Consider the following 17,444-nt stretch of genomic DNA (forward strand, 5'->3'; position numbering starts at 1 on the left):
CCTACAATCGCCGCCATTGCTGTTTCGCCAGGGCTGGCGCGCACCATGCGTATGCCAGCCTTCGCACCACCGAATGCCTGCCATGACCGCTGCTTCCTCCCCCCGTCTTCGCCTTGCCCTGCGCCGCGCCGCGCTGGGCGCCGTGCTGGCCGCCAGCGGCAGCTGGGCCGCAGCCCAGCAGGCCCAGGCCACAGATGCTGGCGCGCCACCCGTGGTGTATGAGCGCGTGGTTTCGGGGGGCGCTGCGCCATCGGCCAGCCCCGCGCCCGGGGCCGAGGCAGCCGGCGCTGCAGAGACAGCCAGCGCGCCCGCCCCTGGCGCGGCAGCCCAGGCCGCCGGTGCGCGCGCGGCCGTGCGCATCTCGCACCAGGATGCGGGCTCGCGCGTGGACGAACTGCGCGTGCGCGGCCAGACGCAGGAAATCACCGTCACCCCGGCCGGCCAGCTGCCCAGCTACGAAGTGCAGCCCGGCAACAGCCAGCGCTACCAGAGCCACCAGTCGGGCCGCCACTCCAGCGACGGCACCAATGGCCCGCGCCGCTGGAAGCTCGGCGAGTTCTGAAACACTGAAACCCCTGAGCCGGCCCCCGCGCGGCCCCTGCGCCCTTGCGGCGCAGGCCCGTGGCCGCGTGCCGCCTCGCGCACATTGCTTTTTCCATGGCTGTCTATACCGAAGTCACCCCCGCGCAGGCGCAGAGCTTGCTGGACCAGCTGAACCTGGGGCGCCTGCTGGCGCTGCGCGGCATCGAAGGGGGCATCGAAAACACCAACTACTTCGTCACCACGCAGCAGGGCGAATACGTGCTGACGCTGTTCGAGCGCCTGACGCACGAGCAACTGCCCTTTTACCTGCGCCTGACGCAGCACCTGGCCGGCAAGGGCATTGCCGTGCCCGCGCCGCAGACCGATGCGAGCGGCGAGCTGCTGTTCACACTCAACGGCAAGCCCGCGGCCGTGGTCGAAAAGCTCGAAGGCCAAAGCCAGCTGCAGCCCCAGGCCGCGCACTGCGCGCAGCTGGGTCAGGTGCTGGCGCGCATGCACCTGGCCAGCGCCGACTTCCCGCTGCAGCAGCCCAACCTGCGCGGCCTGCCGTGGTGGAACGCCACGGCGCCGCACATCCTGCCGCACCTGAGCAGCGCCCAGGCGGCGCTGCTGCAGGCCGAGCTGGCGCACCAGAATGCACTGGCTCAATCGCCGCAATACGCCCAGCTGCCGCGCAGCGCCGTGCACGCCGACCTGTTTCGCGACAACGTGCTGTTCGTGGGCGAGCGCCTCAGTGGAGTGTTCGATTTCTATTTCGCCGGCATCGACACCTGGGCCTTCGACCTGGGCGTGGCCCTCAACGACTGGTGCATCGACCGGGCCACGGGCGCCTTCGAGCCGGCGCTGCTGCAGGCGCTGCTGCAGGCCTACCAGGCCGTGCGCCCGCTGCAGCCGGTGGAGCGGCAGCTGCTGCCGGACATGCTGCGCGCCGCAGCGCTGCGCTTTTGGATCTCGCGCCTGTGGGACTTTTACCTGCCGCGCCAGGCCAGCCTGCTCAAGCCGCACGACCCTGCGCACTTCGAGCGCATTCTGCAGGCCCGCATTGCTGGAGCGGATGTGTGGGCATAGGGTATTTCCGTCACAAAAATGCACCCCTGCCATGCGCCATAACCCTTGCCGCGCGCGAAATTGTGGTAAAGGGCGCAACTTGGCATAGAATGGCCGCCGGTGCATTGGCTTGGCTGGGCGTTTGCCTGCGGTGCGAGCAATGCCCGGGCTGATCTGGGTGATAGCCTTCGGATGGGCCCAGATCAAGAGTGGTTTGAGAATCTGCGAGAACTATCCAAGATCGTTTACACCCCGCTGTGACCCAGCGGGGTTTTTTTTGCCTGCGGCGCGGCCGCGCGCTCGGGCGGTTGCGCACAGGCGCTCACAGCGCCAGGAAGGAGCCGGCATTGGGCGCAAACAGGCGGCTGTAGCGGCGCGTGGCCTCGTGGTCGCTCATGCTGGCGACGAAGTCGCACACGGTGCGCTGCAGCGGCGCGCCGGCGGCCAGCAGGTGCTGCTGCTCCAGCGGCAGCAGGCGCTGGGGGTTGTCCAGCAGCACCTGCAGCAGCTGTACGACGATTTGCTGGCCCTTGAACTCCAGCTCCTGCATTTGCGGGCGCAGGATGACGTACTGCATCACGAAGTCCTTGAGCAGCCGCAGCAGCCCGAAGGCGCCGGGGCTGAGCTCGGCCTGCAGGTCCAGCAGCGGTTGCTCGAACAGGCGCTGCGCGCGGATGTGGGTGCGCGCCACCAGAAAGCCCACCAGGCGGCTGATGGCGTGCTTGCGCGGCCTGTCGCCGCCGCGAAACAGCTGCGCCGTGGCAAAGCCCAGCAGCTCGTCGAATTCGGCCTGCTCCTGGGCATCGCGCCAGGGCAGCTCGCGGGCGCGCTGCACCACTTCGTCCTGCCACTGGGCCTGGGTGAGCAGGCGCAGCGCAACGGCGTCTTCCAGATCGTGCACGCCGTAGGCGATGTCGTCGGCCAGCTCCATGATGGAGGTGTCCAGCGCCTTGTGCCGCGTCCTGCCGTGGCCATGGCCGCTGGCCGGCCAGTCGATGGCCGTGAAGCGCTGGCGGTCGGCCTGGCTGAGCGGCGCCAGCACCCAGGCCAGCTGCTGCGCTTCGTCGTCGTGGATGCATTTGGGCGGCTTGCTGTCCTGCCAGTTGGGGCGGCGCGGCGGCGTGCCCGGTGCCGTGCCCGGCGGCGTGTCCGGGCCGTGGCTGGCGGTCGCATCGGGGTAGCGCGCCACGTCGCGGTGCAGGGCCGGGTACTTGAGCACGCCCAGCAGCGTGCGGCGCGTCAGGTCCAGCCCGTGCGCTTCGGAGTATTCGCCCAGGCGCATGGCGATGCGCAGCGTCTGGCCATTGCCCTCGAAGCCGCCGTGCGCGCGCATTACGGCATTGATGGCGCTCTCGCCGCCGTGGCCAAAGGGCGGGTGGCCCAGGTCGTGGGCCAGGCAGACGGCCTCGATCAGCATGGGCGGCGGCAGCAGCTGGGCCCATTGCGGCTGGGTTTGCTGCAGGTGCGCGCAAATGCCCGAGCCCAGCTGTGCAACCTCCAGCGAATGCGTCAGGCGCGTGCGGTAGAAATCGCTCTCGCCCAGGCTGAGCACCTGGGTTTTCGATTGCAGCCGCCTGAAGGCCGCGCAGTGGATGATGCGCGCGCGGTCGCGCTGGTATTGGGCATCGGCGCTGCCGGTGTTCAAGGGGCCGGGGCCGCTGGTGTAGCCCTCGTCGGTCTGGCGCTTGCGCTCGGTCCAGCAGCTGCCGGTGGTGTTGGGCATGGGATGGGCTGGCAAAAAAACAGGCATTGTAGGCAGTGCGCGGCGGCGCAGGCCCACGTCGGGCGCCTGGGTTTTGCCGGGCTTTGCCCGCAATGCCGGCCAGACTGTGCAGAATGGCGGCCATGGACGAGATCGTGAAAAAAGCCATGGCCAAGTGGCCCAATGTGCCGGCCTGCAGCGGCTGGCTGGGCCTGGATGCGCGCGGCCAGTGGTACATGCGCGATGCGCAGACCCAGGAGCGTGGGCCGTTTCCCCAATCCAAGGGGCAGCCGCTGGCGCATGCGGGCCTGGCCGAGTTCATCGGCCGCAATTACGCCGCCGATGAGCAGGGGCGCTGGTATTTCCAGAACGGGCCGCAGCGCGTGTTCGTGGAGCTCGAAGCCGCGCCCTGGGTGCTGCGCGTGGCCTGCGGCGCAGACGGCCAGCCGCAGTTGCACACCCACACCGGCCAGCCGGTGCAGTGGGGCGAAAGCTGGCAGGACGAGCACGGCCGCGTCTTCATCGCCACGCAGCTGGGCCTGGGCCTGGTGCACAGCATGGACATGCTGGCGCTGAGCGACTGCATCGAGCAGCGGCCCGACTGGCAGCCCCAGGCCACAAGCTTTGCGCAGCTGCAGCAGCGCTACGGCTTTGTGTGCAGCCCGCAGCAGCAAGAGGCCGCTGCCCAGCCCGCCCAGCCCGCAGGCAGCGCCTGAGCCACACAGCCCACAACGCGAGCCCCCATCACCCCGCCCCCAGCCCCCGAGAGCCCGCCATGGCCTTGATGATTACCGACGAGTGCATCAACTGCGACGTCTGCGAGCCCGAATGCCCCAACGATGCGATCTCGATGGGCGAGGATTACTACGTCATCGATCCGATGCGCTGCACGGAATGCGTGGGCCATTTCGACACCCCGCAATGCGTGGAGATCTGCCCCGTGGCCTGCATCCCCGTCAACCCACAGCACGTCGAATCGCGCGAAAGCCTGTGGCAGAAGTTCGAGCGCCTGCGCGCCGAGCAGCAAGCGCCCCAGGCAGCGCCTGCCAGCGCGCAGCCCGCGCACGCCCCCGAATCCTGAACAGGCCTTACGCCTTGCGTCTTACGCCGCAGCGCGCCAGCTGGCGCTGGCAAAGCGCAGGCCGTCGATGAGGGCGTGCAGCGCCGCCGTGGCGTGCGTGGCCTGCGGGTAATGCTGAAAGCGGATGCTCAGCTGCGGCACCGCATCGCGCTGCAGGGCCTGCACGAACTGCCGGGCCTGATCGACCTGGCCGCGCTGCTGCATCATGCGCGCGCGTGGCGATTGGGCGTCGATCAATGGCGAGGGGGTTTGTTCGTATTCACCAATGCTCAGCTGCAGCCAGCGCGGCGCATGCGCCGTGCGCTGGGCCTGGCGCGCGGCAAATTGCGCGCGCAGCTGGTGGATGTGGCCTTGGTTCCACCAGATCGACGGGCTGGAGGCGATGTAGGTTTGCCAGCCGGGGCTGCCCTGCAGCAGCGCATACAGCGCGAACAGCCCGCCATAGGAATGGCCCAGCAGCGCCTGGCGGCCGGCATCGACGGGGTAGGCCTGGGCCACGGCCGGCTGCAGCTCTCGGTGGAGGAACTGCAAAAAGCGCTCGGCCCCGCCCTGGCGCAGGGCGCGCCGGTCGCCGGTGTTACTCAGATCCGGCGCGGGCGGGGTGTAGTCCTCGGCGCGGGCCTGCTCGTCGAGCAGACCGCCGCCTTCGTAGCCCACGCCCACCAGCAGCATGGGGGCGATGCCGTTTTCATCGGCGCGCATGGCCATGCCCAGCGCCGCCATGGCGGCCACGGGGAACATGGCGTCGCCGTCCAGCACGTAAAGCACCGGGTAGCCGCCGGGCGGCCTGGGGCCAATGCGGCTGACCTGGATGCGGTAGCGGCGCCCAGTGGCCTGCGATGCCAGCAGGTGCTGGCGCGCCTGGGGCAGGGTGGCGGGCTCGGCCGGCGAGAGCTCTGCAGGCCCGGCGCGGCCCTGGGCCGCCGCGCCAGCCTTGGGCTGTTCCAGCTTGGGCCGCTGCTGCGCGGCAGCTTGCAGCGGCAGCGCGCCGCCGGCGGCCATGGCCAGCAGCAGCTGGCGGCGCTGGCGCGCCTGCGGGGGCAGCGGGGCCGCGCCTGGGTTGCGCTGTGCGGGAACGAGTGGCGCTGGCACAAGCGGCGCTGGCACGGGCGGTGTTGGCGGCGGCGTCATGGCGTGCCCGGCGGTTGTGCTGTGGCCGTGGTCTTGGCTTGGGCGGCGGGGCATGGCGCTCACCACTGGTAGCGCAGGCTGGCCGTCCATTGGCGGCCGGGGCCGGCAAAGCAGCCCAGGCCGCGCCCGCCAGGGGCGCAGCTGGCCAGGTAGCGCTTGTCCGTCAGGTTGCTGACGTTCAGCGCCAGCTGCATGCCCTGCAGCTGGGCGCTGAGGTGGCTGAGCTCATAGCGCAGGCCGGCATCGAGCAAGGTCTGGCCGGGCACGCGCAGGCGGTTGTCCACCGTGGCCCAGGTGCTGCCGATGTGGCGCGCGCCCAGCGACAGGCCCAGCTGCCCTTGCAGCAGGCGCCAGTCCAGCCAGGCCGAGGCGCTGGCGCGCGGCACGCCCACGGGCTGGCGGCCTTGCTCGCCGGGGATGTGGCTGCGCGTGACCTCTGGATCCAGCCAGGTCAGCGCGCCGATGGCGCTGAGGCTGCGGCCCAGCTCGGCGCGGCCTTCAAACTCCAGGCCGCGCACGCGCACTTCGCCGGTCTGGATTTGCTTGTTGGACGGCGCGCCGGGCGTCGGATCCTTGGTCAGCACGTTGCGGCGCGTGAGCTCGAAGGCCGCGGCGCTGAGCAGCCAGGGCTGGCCTGCGGGCTGGTACTTGGCGCCCAGCTCGATCTGCCGAGCCGTGCCCGGCTTGAACGGGTCGCCGTGCAGGTTGATGGCGGTGGTCGGCTCGAACGAGGTGGCGTAGCTGGCATAGGGCGAGAGGCCCGAGGCCATGCGGTACATCAGGCTGGCGTTGACGCTGCTCTTGCGGTCGCTCTGGCGGTGGATGGTGGTGCGCCCGGCGGCCAGTTGCTCGATGCGGTCGCGGTGGCTGGCGCGGTCGTGGCGCAGGCCCAGCTGGGCCAGCCAGGGGCCCCATTCCAGCTGATCCTGCAGGTACAGGCCGGTCTGGCTCTGGCGGCGCTGGGAGTCGCTGCTGAAGGCCGGCGTTTCGATGGTCAGACCGTAGCGCGGGGCCAGGAAGTCCAGCGGCATGCCGGGGCGGCCAATGCCCAGCTGGCGCTGCGCCGTGCTGCGCTGCCAGTCCAGGCCGGCCAGCAGCGTGTGGCGCACGTTGCCGCTGCGCAGCCGCCAGCGCAGCTGGGTGTCGGTGTTGATGCCGCGCAGCGTCTCATCGGCGGCGCTGGCCTGGCGCATCAGAATGCTGCGCGCCGGGTCGGCCAGCGCGGCCGAGACGTTGCGAAAGCGCGAGTCGGCCGACAGCCAGCGCCCTTGGTGCTGCAGGCTGAAGTGCTCGCTGAAGCTGTGCTCCAGGCGCCAGGTCAGCGCGTTCTGGTCGCGGTCGAAGCGCTCGTAGCTGGGCTCGGCGGTCTGGAAGTCGAAGGGGATGCGCCCCAGCGGGTGCGGCAGCAAGGTGCCCACGCCCGGCAGGCCGTTGTAGTTGCCGCTCTTGGGGTCGCGCTGGAGCCAGGCCTGCAGGCTCAGCTGGGTGCTGGCCGCCGGGCGCCAGCTCAGCGCCGGGGCCAGGAGGTAGCGCCGCTCGGGCAGGCCGCTGGCGCTGCTGGCATCGCGCGCCAGCGCGGTGATGCGCCAGGCCCAGCGGCCTTGCGCATCGGCGCTGCCGCCCAGGTCGGCGGCCAGCTCGCGCAGGCTGTGGCTGCCCAGGCGCAGGCGCACATCGCGCACCGGCTCGAACACCGGCCGGCGGCTGATCTGGTTGACCAAACCGCCGGGGTTGACCTGGCCGTACAGCACCGAGTTGGGGCCGCGCACCACGTCGATGCGCTCCAGCGCCCAGGGGTCGATGCCGGCAATCAGGTACGACAGGCCGCGCGGCAGGCGCAGCCCGTCGAGGTAGCCCACGTAATTGGCCGTCTGCCCAAAGCCGCCAAAGCCGCGCAGGAACACGCTGTCGTAGCGCGGCGAGACGCGCGCCTCGGACAGCACGCCGGGCGTGTAGCGCAGCGCCTGCGCCACGCTGGCGGCGCCCTGGTCGTCCATCTGCGTGCGCGTGATGGTGGAGATGGAGGCGGGCGTGTCGGCCAGCCGGGTGTCGGTCTTGGTGGCCGTGGCGCTGCGGCGCGCCACGTAGCCCGGCGGCGATTGCCACTCCTCGCTGGTGGAAGTCACCGTCACGGGCGCCAGCTCCTGGGTGGCGGCGGGCGCGGCCTTGGGGGCTGTGTTGGGTGCTGTGTTGGGCGTGGCCGGTGCGGCCTTGGCGGTGGCGGCAGCGGCCGGGCTGCGCTGCCCATCGGCCGCAGCATTGCGGGCCGCAGCCGGCTGGGCCTGGGCCGCGCCGGCCAGACAGCCCAGCGCGCAGGCCAGCGCCAGCGGCCGCAGGGCGCAGGGCCAGCGCGTGGCAAGCGGGCGATGCAGCGGGCGCTGCGGTGAACGCTTCAGTGGGCGGGGCGTGGAAATGGCGTGCTTCATAACAGGAATGGGCATGTGAACGCCGCCTGGCGGAGACCAAGAAAGCCCTTGATCGCCGCCAGGCGGTTGGATTTGATAGCATTTCTCATTCTTATTGTAGAAATTGCGCCCTGCCGGCCGGCTTTGAGAGAAATGCAAAAACCTTTGCGCAAGCGGCAACTGCCATGAACGCCCCCGAGCCTGATCTGCCCTTGATTGCGCTGTCCGAGCTGGACGCGCAAAGCCGGCTCGCGGGCAGCCACTACCGGCTGCGCAGCGGCGTGCAGCACCAGGCCTTTGCGCTGCGCGGGCGCGTGCAAACCCATGCCATGGCCCAAGGGGCCACGCTGCATCTGGTGGATGTCTGCGAGGACGCCCACGCGCAGCAGGTGCAGCTGCAGCTCAAGCCGGGGCTGCGCGTGGCCTGGGTCGTGCAGGGCCAGGCCGATGTCAGCTACGGGCCGCAGCGTCTGCTGATGGGCGCTGCGCAGCGGCCGGGCCAGCCGGCCCAGGCCCATGCCGTGGCGCTGCAGCGGCCCGAGCAGTTCACGCGCCGCGCCTCGCCGGCCGGGCGCGAGGCCACCGTCAGCCTGTGCCTGACGCCGCAATGGCTCGAAGAGCTGGCCGCCGAGCAGCAGCGGCACTCGCCCGTGCTGCAGGCCGTGCATGAGTTCTCGCGCTGCCACCTGCGGCAGGCGCAATGGCGCGCGCCGCCGCAGGTGGACCAGCTGCTGCGCGGCCTGCTGCAAGCGCCCCGCCTGAGCCCCGAGCTGCAGGCGCTGTACCTGCAAGGGGCCTTCCAGATGCTGTGCAGCCACGTGCTGCAGGCCTTGTACGAGCTGGCCCAGCCCGGCAGCGCAAAGGCTGCGGCCACCACGGCAACTGCGGCCACTGCAGCGGCCCCGCTGGCGCTGGCCCAGGCCAGCCAGGCGGCCCAGCCGCCGCGCATCAGCGCCGCGCGCCAGCGGCAGATGCAGCAGGTGCGCGAGCTGCTCGACAGCGGCGCGGCCGACCACTGGAGCCTGCAGGCCATCGCCCAGCACCACCACATGAGCGTGGCCACGCTGCAGCGCCACTTCCAGCTCGTGCACGGCCAGGGCGTGTTCGAATACCAGCGCCGGCGCCGCCTGCGCCTGGCCTGGCAGGCGCTGCAGCGCGCCGAGCTGGACGTGGCCCAGGCCGCGGCGCTGGCCGGCTACCGCCACGCGGGCAACTTCGCCACCGCCTTTCGGCGCGAGTTCGGCACCAGCCCTTCGCAGCTGCGGCGTTGAGTGCGTTCAGCGCGTTCAGCGCGCTGGCGCGGCGCGCGTGACCAGCGCAATGCCGATGGCCACCGGCACGATGCCCAGCAAATCGAGCAGCGACAGCGGCTCGCCCAGCACCGCCCAGCCCATCAGCAGGCCCAGCGGCGGCGTGAGGAAAAACCAGGCGCTGGCCGCGCTGGCGCTGTGGCGGCCCAGCAGCGTGAACCACATCAAATAGCCCATCAGCGAGACCACGCCCAGCAGCCAGGCGAACGCGCCCAGCAGCGCGGGCGTCAGGCGCAGCTCGGCCGGGTTCTCCAGCGCCAGCGCCACCGGCGCCAGCAGCAAGCCGGCCAGCAGCATCTGCAGCCCGGCATTGGCCACCAGGCCGATGCGCAGCGGCAGGCGCTTGTACAGCACCGTGCCCAGCGACAGCGAGGCCAGCGCCAGCAGCACCAGCGCCAGCCCCTGGGCCGTATCGGCCCCGCCGTGCAGGCGGTGGCGCACGATGAAGGCCACGCCGCCCAGGCCCAGCGCCAGGCCCAGCAGCTTGCGGCGCGTCAGCGGCTCGCCCAGCAGCGCCGCCGCCAGCAAGGCCACGGCAATCGGGTTGGCGCTGATGATGATGGTTGCCAGCCCGGAGGAGAGCTGGCGCATGCCCGTCCAGCTCACGCCCAGGTACAGCGCATGGCCCAGCAGCGCCAGCGCCAGCAGCGCGGCCCAGTCGCGCAGGCCCGGGCGGCGCTGGCGGAACTCGCCGCGCCAAGCGGCCCAGGCCGTCAGCAGCAGGCCGGCGCAGACAAAGCGCAGGCTGAGAAACAGCAGCGGCGGGCTGTCGGGGAAGACGAACTTGGCGGCCGGAAAGGCGCTGGCCCAGACCAGCGTGAACGGCAGCGCCAACCAGAGCGTGCCGCGTCCGGCAGCGCCGGCCAGCGCCGGGCTGGGGGCGGCAGGGGCAGAGGCGGCAGTGGTGGCTGGGGCTGGGGCGGGGGCGGGGGCGGGGGCAGGGCGGTTGTCATGTGGCATGGCCGGCAGTCTAGAAAAGCCGGCATGAATCGAAAAACGAGAAATACGGATGCCATGCATCGGTTTTTTCAATGTATCGTCCGCGGCCATGACGCAATTTGACATCCCCTTGCTGCGCACCTTCGTGCAGGTGGTCGACAGCGGCGGCTTTGCCCGCGCCGGCGGGCGCGTGTACCGCAGCCAGTCCACCGTCAGCCAGCAAATCAAGAAGCTGGAGGCCCAGGCCGGCCGCCCGTTGCTGCTGCGCAATGCGCGCGCCACCAGCCTGACGCCCGATGGCGAGCGCCTGCTGGGCTATGCGCGGCGCATGCTGGCGCTGCACGACGAGGTCTGCAACCTGTTTGCCGAAGACCTGCCCGAGCTGGTGCGCATCGGCCTGCCCGAGGACTACGCCGTGCAGCTGCTGCCCTATCTGCTGGCCGAAGTGGCCCAGCACCACCCGCAGGCGCGGCTGGAGGTGCGCTCGCAGCTGTCGGTGCAGCTGCAGGCCGCGCTGGCCGATGGCGAGCTGGACATTGCGCTGTACCGGCGCGTGGTCGGCAGCGACGCGCCCGGGCAGGACGACGCGCACGACACCTGGCCCGACGCGCTGCAATGGGTGGCCGCCAGCGGCACGGCGCTGGAGCACCAGAGCGTGCTGCCGCTGGTGCTGTTCCCGCACGGCTGCGTTTATCGCGCCCATGCGCTGGCCCAGCTGGAGCAGCAGGGCCGCCGCTGGCGCGTGGCCTACACCAGCCCCAACATGGCCGGCGTGCTGGCGGCCGTGCAGGCCGGGCTGGGCGTCTCGCTGCAATCGCGCCAGGTGCTGGCCCATGCCAGCGGCCTGCGCGAGCTGGGGCCGGGCAGCGGCCTGCCGCCTGCGCCCAGCGGCCGCTTCGTGCTGCGCAGCGCCGCCGGCCCGGCCGGCCCGGCGCGCCAGGCCGTGCTGCAAAGGCTGCGCGCCCTGCTGGCGCAAAGCCATGTCGCCCAGGCGCAGCATTCATCCCCAATGGCCGGGGACAAAGCTGTGGATAAGGTGTCGGCGGCTTCGGGATTGCCCTAGGGAGCGGGGTGGCTTGCCTGGATTTTGAGCAGCCGGCTGGGGCGGCGCAGCTGCGCCCAAACAGCCGCAGCGAAATTGGATGCTTGGCAAGCAGGCCCCATTGAGCCCCGCTGAGTGCGGACCAGCCGGCCCTGGCCCAGCACCGTCACAGGCGCAGGCCGGCATCCCAGCGTGGGTATGGCCGGCCATGAAAAACCCCGCAGGGCCTTGCGTTGGGCCTTGCGGGGTTGGGCTTGCCAGTGGCCAGTGGCTGGCGTGCGGCAGCTGGGTTTTTTTGAGTTGGTCGTTACGCCAGGCCCAGCCGCGCCAGATCGCCCTGGCCCTGGCGCAGCACGGTGGCGCTGCCGCCGCCTTCCATGCTGGTCAGATCGAGCACGGTGGTGGGTTTGATGGCCACGGTGCCGGCGTCGATCACGGCGCCCAGGTCTTTTTGCAGGCGCTGGCGGATTTCTTCGGGGTCGCTCAAGGGGTCGGGCTCATCGGGCAGGATCAGCGTGCTGGCCAGCAGCGGCGCGCCCAGCATGTCCAGCAGGCCTTGCACGACGGGGGAGTCGGGCACGCGCAGGCCGATGGTCTTGCGCTGCGGGTGGCTGATGCGCCGGGGCACTTCCTTGCTGGCTTCGAGCACGAAGGTGTAGGGCCCGGGCGTGGCCTGCTTGAGCAGGCGGAACTGGCGGTTGTCCACGCGCGCGTAGCTGGCCAGCTCGGACAAATCCTTGCACAGCAGGGTCAGCAGGTGCTTGTCGTCCACGCCGCGGATGCGGCGCAGGCGCTCGACGGCAGCCTTGTCGTCCAGCGGGCAGACCAGGGCGTAGCTGGAATCGGTGGGGATGGCCAGCACCTGGCCTTGCTGCAGCAAGCTGGCGGCCTGCTTGAGCAGGCGCGGCTGCGGGTTCTCGGGGTGGACTTCGAAATACTGGGCCATGGCGTCGCAGGGGGATGAAAGGGCGCGCCCAGCGCAGGCGCGGGCGGCCATTGTCACCGCAAATGGCCCCTACAATCGGCCGGCCCGGCCGCGCGGCAGCGCGCGGTGCGTGCCGGGCATCCCCGAAAAAGCGCAGCAGGACGAGCCCACCATGAGCATCAAAAGCGACAAATGGATCCGCCAAATGGCCCAGCAGCACGGCATGATCGAGCCGTTCGAGCCGGGCCAGGTGCGCGTGCTCGATGGGCGCAAGATCATCAGCTACGGCACCAGCAGCTATGGCTACGACATTCGCTGTGCGCGTGAATTCAAGGTGTTCACCAACATCCACAGCACGGTGGTGGACCCCAAGCGTTTCGATGAAAAAAGCTTTGTCGATTTCGAGGGCGATTACTGCATCATCCCGCCCAACAGTTTTGCGCTGGCGCGCACGGTGGAGTACTTCCGCATCCCGCGCAATGTGCTGACCATCTGCCTGGGCAAGAGCACCTATGCGCGCTGCGGCATCATCGTCAACGTGACGCCGTTCGAGCCCGAATGGGAGGGCTATGTGACGCTGGAGTTTTCCAACACCACGCCGCTGCCGGCCAAGATCTACGCGGGCGAGGGCTGCGCGCAGGTGCTGTTCTTCGAGGGCGATGAGCCGCCCGAGGTCAGCTACAAGGACCGCGGCGGCAAGTACCAGGGCCAGCACGGGGTGACGCTGCCGCGCACCTGAGAGCCTGCCCAAGGTCTCTGCCCGCTCGCGCCGAGACCTTGGGCAGGCTCTGATGGGGCCAAATTGGCGACGGTCTTTCTGGAGCGGTTTCGATTCTCATGAAGACTTTCCTGCAGGCGCGGCCTTCTCTCGTTCTCGTCACACCCGCGAAGGCGGGTGTCCAGTTGCGACGCTGACAGGGGCGACGCTGACAGAGGCGGCGCTGCCGTTTGGCAATCCCCTCTCGTGCGCAAGGGTGGCGCTGGATGCCCGCCTTCGCGGGCATGACGAGAGCGACTTGCGAGACGGCGATGCCAGCCAGCGGCCAGGGCTTGGGTTTGTAGGCGTTCGCGCAGAACACGCTCTAACGTCGGCCCGTTTTCTTCACCCGGCGCTTGCGCGCTGCCGTGGTGGTTTGCGCCGCCTGGGCCAGGGCAGGGCCAGCAGGCCCAGGGCGATGCAGGTGGCCAGCGCCCAGGCGGGCAGATCGGCCAGCCAGCGCAGCAGCAGGCGCAGGGCATCGCCCTTGTAGGCCACTTTGGCGGCGCGGGCGTGGTATTTGGCAAAGCGCGCCGCGCCGCTGCGCTCGAGCACTTGCAGGCCGCGCTGGCCATAGGTGGCGGCCAGGCGCAGGGCGCTGGCGCCGTGCCGCTCGGTCAGCCGCATGTGCTGGGCCAGCACGCTGGCCTGGCCCTGGCTGAGTTGCAGCAGCGCGGCGGTGTGCGGGCCCTGGGCCTTGGCAAAGCGGGCGCTGCGCGCCAGGGCGGCGGCGTCCTCGCTGCGTGCCAGCAGCCGGGGCCCGCCGGGGATGCCGGCCAGGGTGTGCACGTCTTGCAGGATGGCCTGCATGGGCTGCAGGCTGTGCAGCGAGCGTTGCTGCTTGAACTGGCGCGCGCTGGCGATGGCGCTCTGGCCCAGCCAGTCGGGCAGGCGGCCCAGGCGGCGCAGGGCCTTGAGCGTGGCGATGCTGGCCTTGGCCGAGGTGGCCCCTGCCGTGATGGGGGCCGTGGCCCCGGCGGTGGCGCCGCTGGCCAGGGCGCTGCCCACTTGCGCGGCGCTGGCGGCCACGCCCAGGGTGGACAGGGCAATGAGCACCGGGTCGGTGGCTTCGTCATGGGCCATGCGCCAGCCCTGGATGCCCAGATCGCGCAGATCACCCACGACGAGAAAGTCGCTGGCGATGCCGGCGATCTGGCCGATGTCCTCATCGCTGTGGCCTTGCAAGAGGCCTTCGCCGAGCTTGCCCAGCTGGTACAGCCAGGAGCTGCGCTGCTGGGCGATGTGCTGCTGCAGCTGCTGGGCCTGCGGTTGGGCGCGCACGTAGTCGTAGGCCATGAAGAAGTCCAGGTACTGCGCAGCGTCGGCCCAGCGCTGCTCGGCCATGAGCTGCTGCACCTGCGGCAGCGGGTCGATGCGGGCCGTGGCCAGCAGGGCCAACTGGCCGCGCTGCCACCAGGCCAGGGCGGCCGCCAGGGCCAGGGCAAGGCACAGCAGGCGCAGCAGCAACAAGGGCAGGCGCAGCATGGGGGGCGGGCCTGCGGTTACAAGCGGTTCTCGCCCAGCAGGCGCAATTGCGCATCGCGCAGGCCCACCAGCAGGGCGCGGCCCTGGGCATCGACGCGCATCTCGCCCCAGCGGGCGAAATCGTAGTGCTTGGCCGTGCCTTCCTGGAAGAAGAAGGCGTTGGGGCCCAGGCGCGGGATGTGGCTCATCTGGCCAGGGCGCAGGCGCAGCGCGATGGTGCCCGCAGGCGGCGTGGGCTGCATGCCCAGGCTGTGCACGGCGGTGGCGCGCTGCTGCCCGTCCAGGCTCAGGTAGGCATAGCGCGGCGGCGCGGGCCAATCAGGCTGGATGCTTTGCTCCACTTGGGGGGTGTCGATCTCCCTTTCCAATTGGTAGCTCAGCGCCATGTAGTCGCCCTGCATCAGCGAGCGCGGGTCCACCGGGGCCAGCTCCAGGTAGACGGTGCGGCCCTGGCGCAGCAGGGTCTCGAAGCCCAGCACGCTCCAGGCGGCCAGGCCCAGCACCAGCGCAATGCTCAGGGCCAGCGCAGCGCGCAGCGTGCGCGCGTGCGCCTGTGCCTGCGGCGGCCGGGCAGGCGCTGCGGCCTGGGTGGCGGACATGGCGGCGGGCGTGGCGGCGTCGGTCAATGAATTGGACATGGCAGGGCTCCTTCAAGGCTGGTGGTGGCCGGGGGCCGGGGCGATGGCCGGCGTGCGGCCTGGCAGCAGGCGCTGGCGGTGGTAGGCGGCCATGGCCAGCAGCAGGGCCAGGCCGGCGCCCATCAGCGTGAGCGATTTGTGCAGCAGGCTGACCTGCATCTCGTAATAGGCCAGGCCCAGTGCCACGGCGGCGCACAGCAGCGCCAGCAGCGGCCAGACCGGCTGGCGGCGCTGGAACAGCACGGCCGCCAGTGCCAGGCACAGCAGCAGGTTGGGGATGGTCCAGGCCAGCGCGGCCAGCCCCAGCGCCGCCAGCCACCACCATTGCGCGCGCTGCAGCAGGGGCTGGCCTTGGCCCGGCTGGGCGGTGGCCAGCCAGGCCAATGTCAGCAGCCAGGCCAGCGCCGTCAGCCAGGGCATGGCCGCTGCCAGGCCATGCGGGGACGAGGAGAAGTAGTCCAATGCGCTGGTGCCCAGGGTGGCCGTGCCCAGCGCCATGAGTGTCATGGCCTGCAGCCCGGCGCGGGCCCAGCCGGCCAGGGCGGCGGGTGTGCCCGGTTGGGGCGATGGGCTGGCGGGCGCGGCCAGGCCACGCGGCCCGGCGGCGAAGATCCAGCCGGCCAGGGCCGCGCAGAACAGCACGGTGGTGAAGATGCTGGGCGGCAGCTTGTGCAGCAGCGTGCCGGCCAGGCAGGCGCCCAGCGCGCTGGCCAGGCACAGCACGCGGTGTTGCGGCAGGCTGGGCGGCAGGCTGGCCAACAGCGCCAGGATGGCGATGGGCAGCCAGTCCTGCGTGTCCGCCCAGGGCCGCAGCGCGGAGTTGGACAAGAGCAGCGCCAGGCTCAGCCACAGCTGGGCCAGCACCGACAGGGCAAAGCCCAGTTGCTGCATGAACAGCGACTCGTGCGCCCTGGCGCGCATCAGCCACAGGCCCAGGGCAAAGGGCAGCAGGGCCAGCAGCGCGGTGGGCAGCTCGAGGATTTCGTCAGACAGCAGGCCCAGGCCGCCTGCGGCCAGCAGCAGGCCGCACAGCCAGGCGCTGAAGCTCAGCGCGACCTTGAGCCACCAGGGCGCGGCGTGGGCCTGGGGCGCTGCCGGGCTGGCAGCGTGCGCCGGTTGGGGTTGCTGGGGCTGGCGCGCCGGCCGCGCAGCGCGCCAGACGCGCAGCACATGGCGCGCGGCCAGGCTGGAGGCGGCCAGCAGCGCCAGTGCCACCAGCAGCATCTGCATGTCGATAGGCATGAAGCGCACTGCAAAGAACCAATAGTCGGCCACCACCAGCATGGCGATGTAAACCATGGCCAGCGCCGCGGCATCGGGGCGCAGCAGGGCATACCAGGACCAGGCCAGGCCGGCGCTGAGCAGGAACAGCAGCACGTGCTGCTGCTGCAGGGGCACGATCAGGCCGATGGCCGTCAGCGGGGCCAGCGTGGCCGCGGCCAATGCCAGCTCGAACCAGCGGCGGCGCTGCGCGGTGAACCAGCGCGGGCGCAGGCTGACGAGCAGCAGCGCCAGGCCATTGAGCAGCGCCAGGGCGTAGATGTGGGCGTGTTGGCTGCTCCAGTGATTGAGCAGCAGCCGCAGCGGCCCGGCCGTGGGCTCGATCTCCAGCCAGCGCAGCAGCGCCAGGTCCAGCACCGCCAGCCACAGCAGCCAGCAGGCGCCCGAGCGCGCCAGCAGCACCACAGGCAGCATCAGCGCGGCCCAGCTGGCAAACAGCTGCCACATGTCGGCGCCGGTCTGGTACTTCTGCCCGATCAGGGCCAGCAGCGCGCCGATGGCAATGCACACCAGCAGGCAGCCCGTGCGCCAGGCCAGGCTGCCCGGGCGCGTGGCCAGCGTGCCGCCGCCGGCTGCCAGCAGGGCCGATGCGGCCAGCGCAAACTGGCCGAAGCGGCCCAGCGCCTGCCAGTTGAAGGCAAAAAAGAACACCAGGCCCGTGCCCAGCAGCAGCGCGCCGCTGAGCAGGCACAGCCGGGTGAGAAACACCCGCCAGCTGCGCGCGCTGGGCGGGCGCGCGGCGTGCGGATCGAGGGGCGCGGGTGAGAAGAGCGAGGCAGTGGTCGTCATGCGCAGCACCGGGGTTGATGGGCGATGGGATCGCCGGGCAAAGCCGCCGTGCATGCACAGCAAACGGCGGCGGGCTCAGGCATCCATGATCGCGCAGCATACCGGCTGCGTGGCACTGCCAGGGCCGCGGTAGCGCGATGGGATACTGCGCGGCCTGCGATCTGCGCTGCTGGCAGCTAGAGCGTGTTCTGCTCGAACGCCTACAAATCCAAGACCTGGCCGCTGACTGGCATCGCCATCTCGCAGATGGCTCTCGTCATGCCCGCGAAGGCGGGCATCCAGCGCCACCCTGTCAGCGTCGCAACTGGACACCCGCCTGCGCGGGTGTGACGAGAACCAGCGGCGCTTGCAGGAAATGTCTTCATCAGA

General features: G+C 70.9%; 15 protein-coding genes. 7 read left to right on the forward strand and 8 right to left on the reverse strand.

What is annotated here, in order from left to right:
• Positions 1-82: 82 nt before the first annotated feature.
• A complete protein-coding gene (locus CK625_RS11310; RefSeq protein WP_143326266.1) occupies positions 83-562 on the forward strand; it encodes a hypothetical protein in 480 nt (159 codons plus the stop codon).
• A gap of 95 nt (positions 563-657) precedes the next feature.
• Positions 658-1,611, forward strand: coding sequence for a homoserine kinase (locus CK625_RS11315; RefSeq protein ID WP_095540437.1), 954 nt, complete (start codon positions 658-660; stop codon positions 1,609-1,611).
• Between the two features lie 301 nt (positions 1,612-1,912).
• On the opposite strand, the gene CK625_RS11320 is transcribed toward CK625_RS11315, so the two are convergent.
• Positions 1,913-3,313: an anti-phage deoxyguanosine triphosphatase gene (locus CK625_RS11320; protein ID WP_095540438.1), complete on the reverse strand. Its 1,401-nt coding sequence runs from the start codon at positions 3,311-3,313 to the stop codon at positions 1,913-1,915.
• A gap of 122 nt (positions 3,314-3,435) precedes the next feature.
• On the opposite strand from CK625_RS11320, the gene CK625_RS11325 reads away from it, so the two are divergent.
• Together CK625_RS11325 and CK625_RS11330 are read left to right on the forward strand one after the other, a co-directional pair.
• Positions 3,436-4,008 carry a DUF2946 family protein gene (locus CK625_RS11325; RefSeq protein WP_095540496.1) on the forward strand — a complete coding sequence of 191 codons (573 nt, stop codon included), beginning with the start codon at positions 3,436-3,438 and terminating at the stop codon, positions 4,006-4,008.
• Between the two features lie 59 nt (positions 4,009-4,067).
• Positions 4,068-4,373, forward strand: a complete 306-nt coding sequence (locus CK625_RS11330) for a YfhL family 4Fe-4S dicluster ferredoxin (protein ID WP_095540439.1) — start codon at positions 4,068-4,070, stop codon at positions 4,371-4,373.
• 21 nt (positions 4,374-4,394) lie between these two features.
• On the opposite strand, the gene CK625_RS11335 is transcribed toward CK625_RS11330, so the two are convergent.
• The gene (locus CK625_RS11335; RefSeq protein ID WP_172425153.1) at positions 4,395-5,558 is read right to left on the reverse strand and encodes an alpha/beta hydrolase; all 1,164 of its coding nucleotides are present in this window, start codon (positions 5,556-5,558) and stop codon (positions 4,395-4,397) included.
• Between the two features lie 5 nt (positions 5,559-5,563).
• The gene (locus CK625_RS11340) at positions 5,564-7,945 is read right to left on the reverse strand and encodes a TonB-dependent siderophore receptor (protein WP_095540441.1); all 2,382 of its coding nucleotides are present in this window, start codon (positions 7,943-7,945) and stop codon (positions 5,564-5,566) included.
• A 149-nt stretch (positions 7,946-8,094) separates the two neighbouring features.
• Between CK625_RS11340 and CK625_RS11345 the strand changes: the two genes are divergently transcribed.
• Positions 8,095-9,180: a helix-turn-helix transcriptional regulator gene (locus CK625_RS11345; RefSeq protein ID WP_095540442.1), complete on the forward strand. Its 1,086-nt coding sequence runs from the start codon at positions 8,095-8,097 to the stop codon at positions 9,178-9,180.
• A 15-nt stretch (positions 9,181-9,195) separates the two neighbouring features.
• On the opposite strand, the gene CK625_RS11350 is transcribed toward CK625_RS11345, so the two are convergent.
• Complete coding sequence (locus tag CK625_RS11350) at positions 9,196-10,179, reverse strand: DMT family transporter (RefSeq protein WP_095540443.1); 984 nt, start codon at positions 10,177-10,179, stop codon at positions 9,196-9,198.
• 88 nt (positions 10,180-10,267) lie between these two features.
• On the opposite strand from CK625_RS11350, the gene CK625_RS11355 reads away from it, so the two are divergent.
• Positions 10,268-11,221, forward strand: coding sequence for a LysR substrate-binding domain-containing protein (locus CK625_RS11355; RefSeq protein WP_172425154.1), 954 nt, complete (start codon positions 10,268-10,270; stop codon positions 11,219-11,221).
• Between the two features lie 286 nt (positions 11,222-11,507).
• Here CK625_RS11355 and CK625_RS11360 read toward each other — a convergent pair whose 3' ends face one another.
• Entirely contained in the window at positions 11,508-12,146 is a 639-nt protein-coding gene (locus CK625_RS11360; protein ID WP_095540445.1) for an L-threonylcarbamoyladenylate synthase, read from the reverse strand.
• Positions 12,147-12,297: 151 nt separating this feature from the next.
• On the opposite strand from CK625_RS11360, the gene dcd reads away from it, so the two are divergent.
• Positions 12,298-12,864, forward strand: a complete 567-nt coding sequence (gene dcd, locus CK625_RS11365; RefSeq protein WP_095540497.1) for a dCTP deaminase — start codon at positions 12,298-12,300, stop codon at positions 12,862-12,864.
• Between the two features lie 363 nt (positions 12,865-13,227).
• Here the strand turns inward: dcd and CK625_RS11370 are convergent, their stop codons facing one another.
• From CK625_RS11370 to CK625_RS11380, 3 genes are read right to left on the reverse strand one after another with little or no spacing between them, the layout of a single operon-like run.
• A complete protein-coding gene (locus CK625_RS11370) occupies positions 13,228-14,367 on the reverse strand; it encodes a hypothetical protein (RefSeq protein ID WP_095540446.1) in 1,140 nt (379 codons plus the stop codon).
• A gap of 17 nt (positions 14,368-14,384) precedes the next feature.
• The gene (locus CK625_RS11375) at positions 14,385-15,005 is read right to left on the reverse strand and encodes a GDYXXLXY domain-containing protein (RefSeq protein ID WP_238945638.1); all 621 of its coding nucleotides are present in this window, start codon (positions 15,003-15,005) and stop codon (positions 14,385-14,387) included.
• A 12-nt stretch (positions 15,006-15,017) separates the two neighbouring features.
• Positions 15,018-17,075: a DUF2157 domain-containing protein gene (locus CK625_RS11380; RefSeq protein ID WP_143326267.1), complete on the reverse strand. Its 2,058-nt coding sequence runs from the start codon at positions 17,073-17,075 to the stop codon at positions 15,018-15,020.
• Between the last annotated feature and the right edge of the window lie 369 nt (positions 17,076-17,444).

The organism is Vandammella animalimorsus, assembly GCF_002285265.1.
GTDB lineage: Bacteria > Pseudomonadota > Gammaproteobacteria > Burkholderiales > Burkholderiaceae_C > Lampropedia.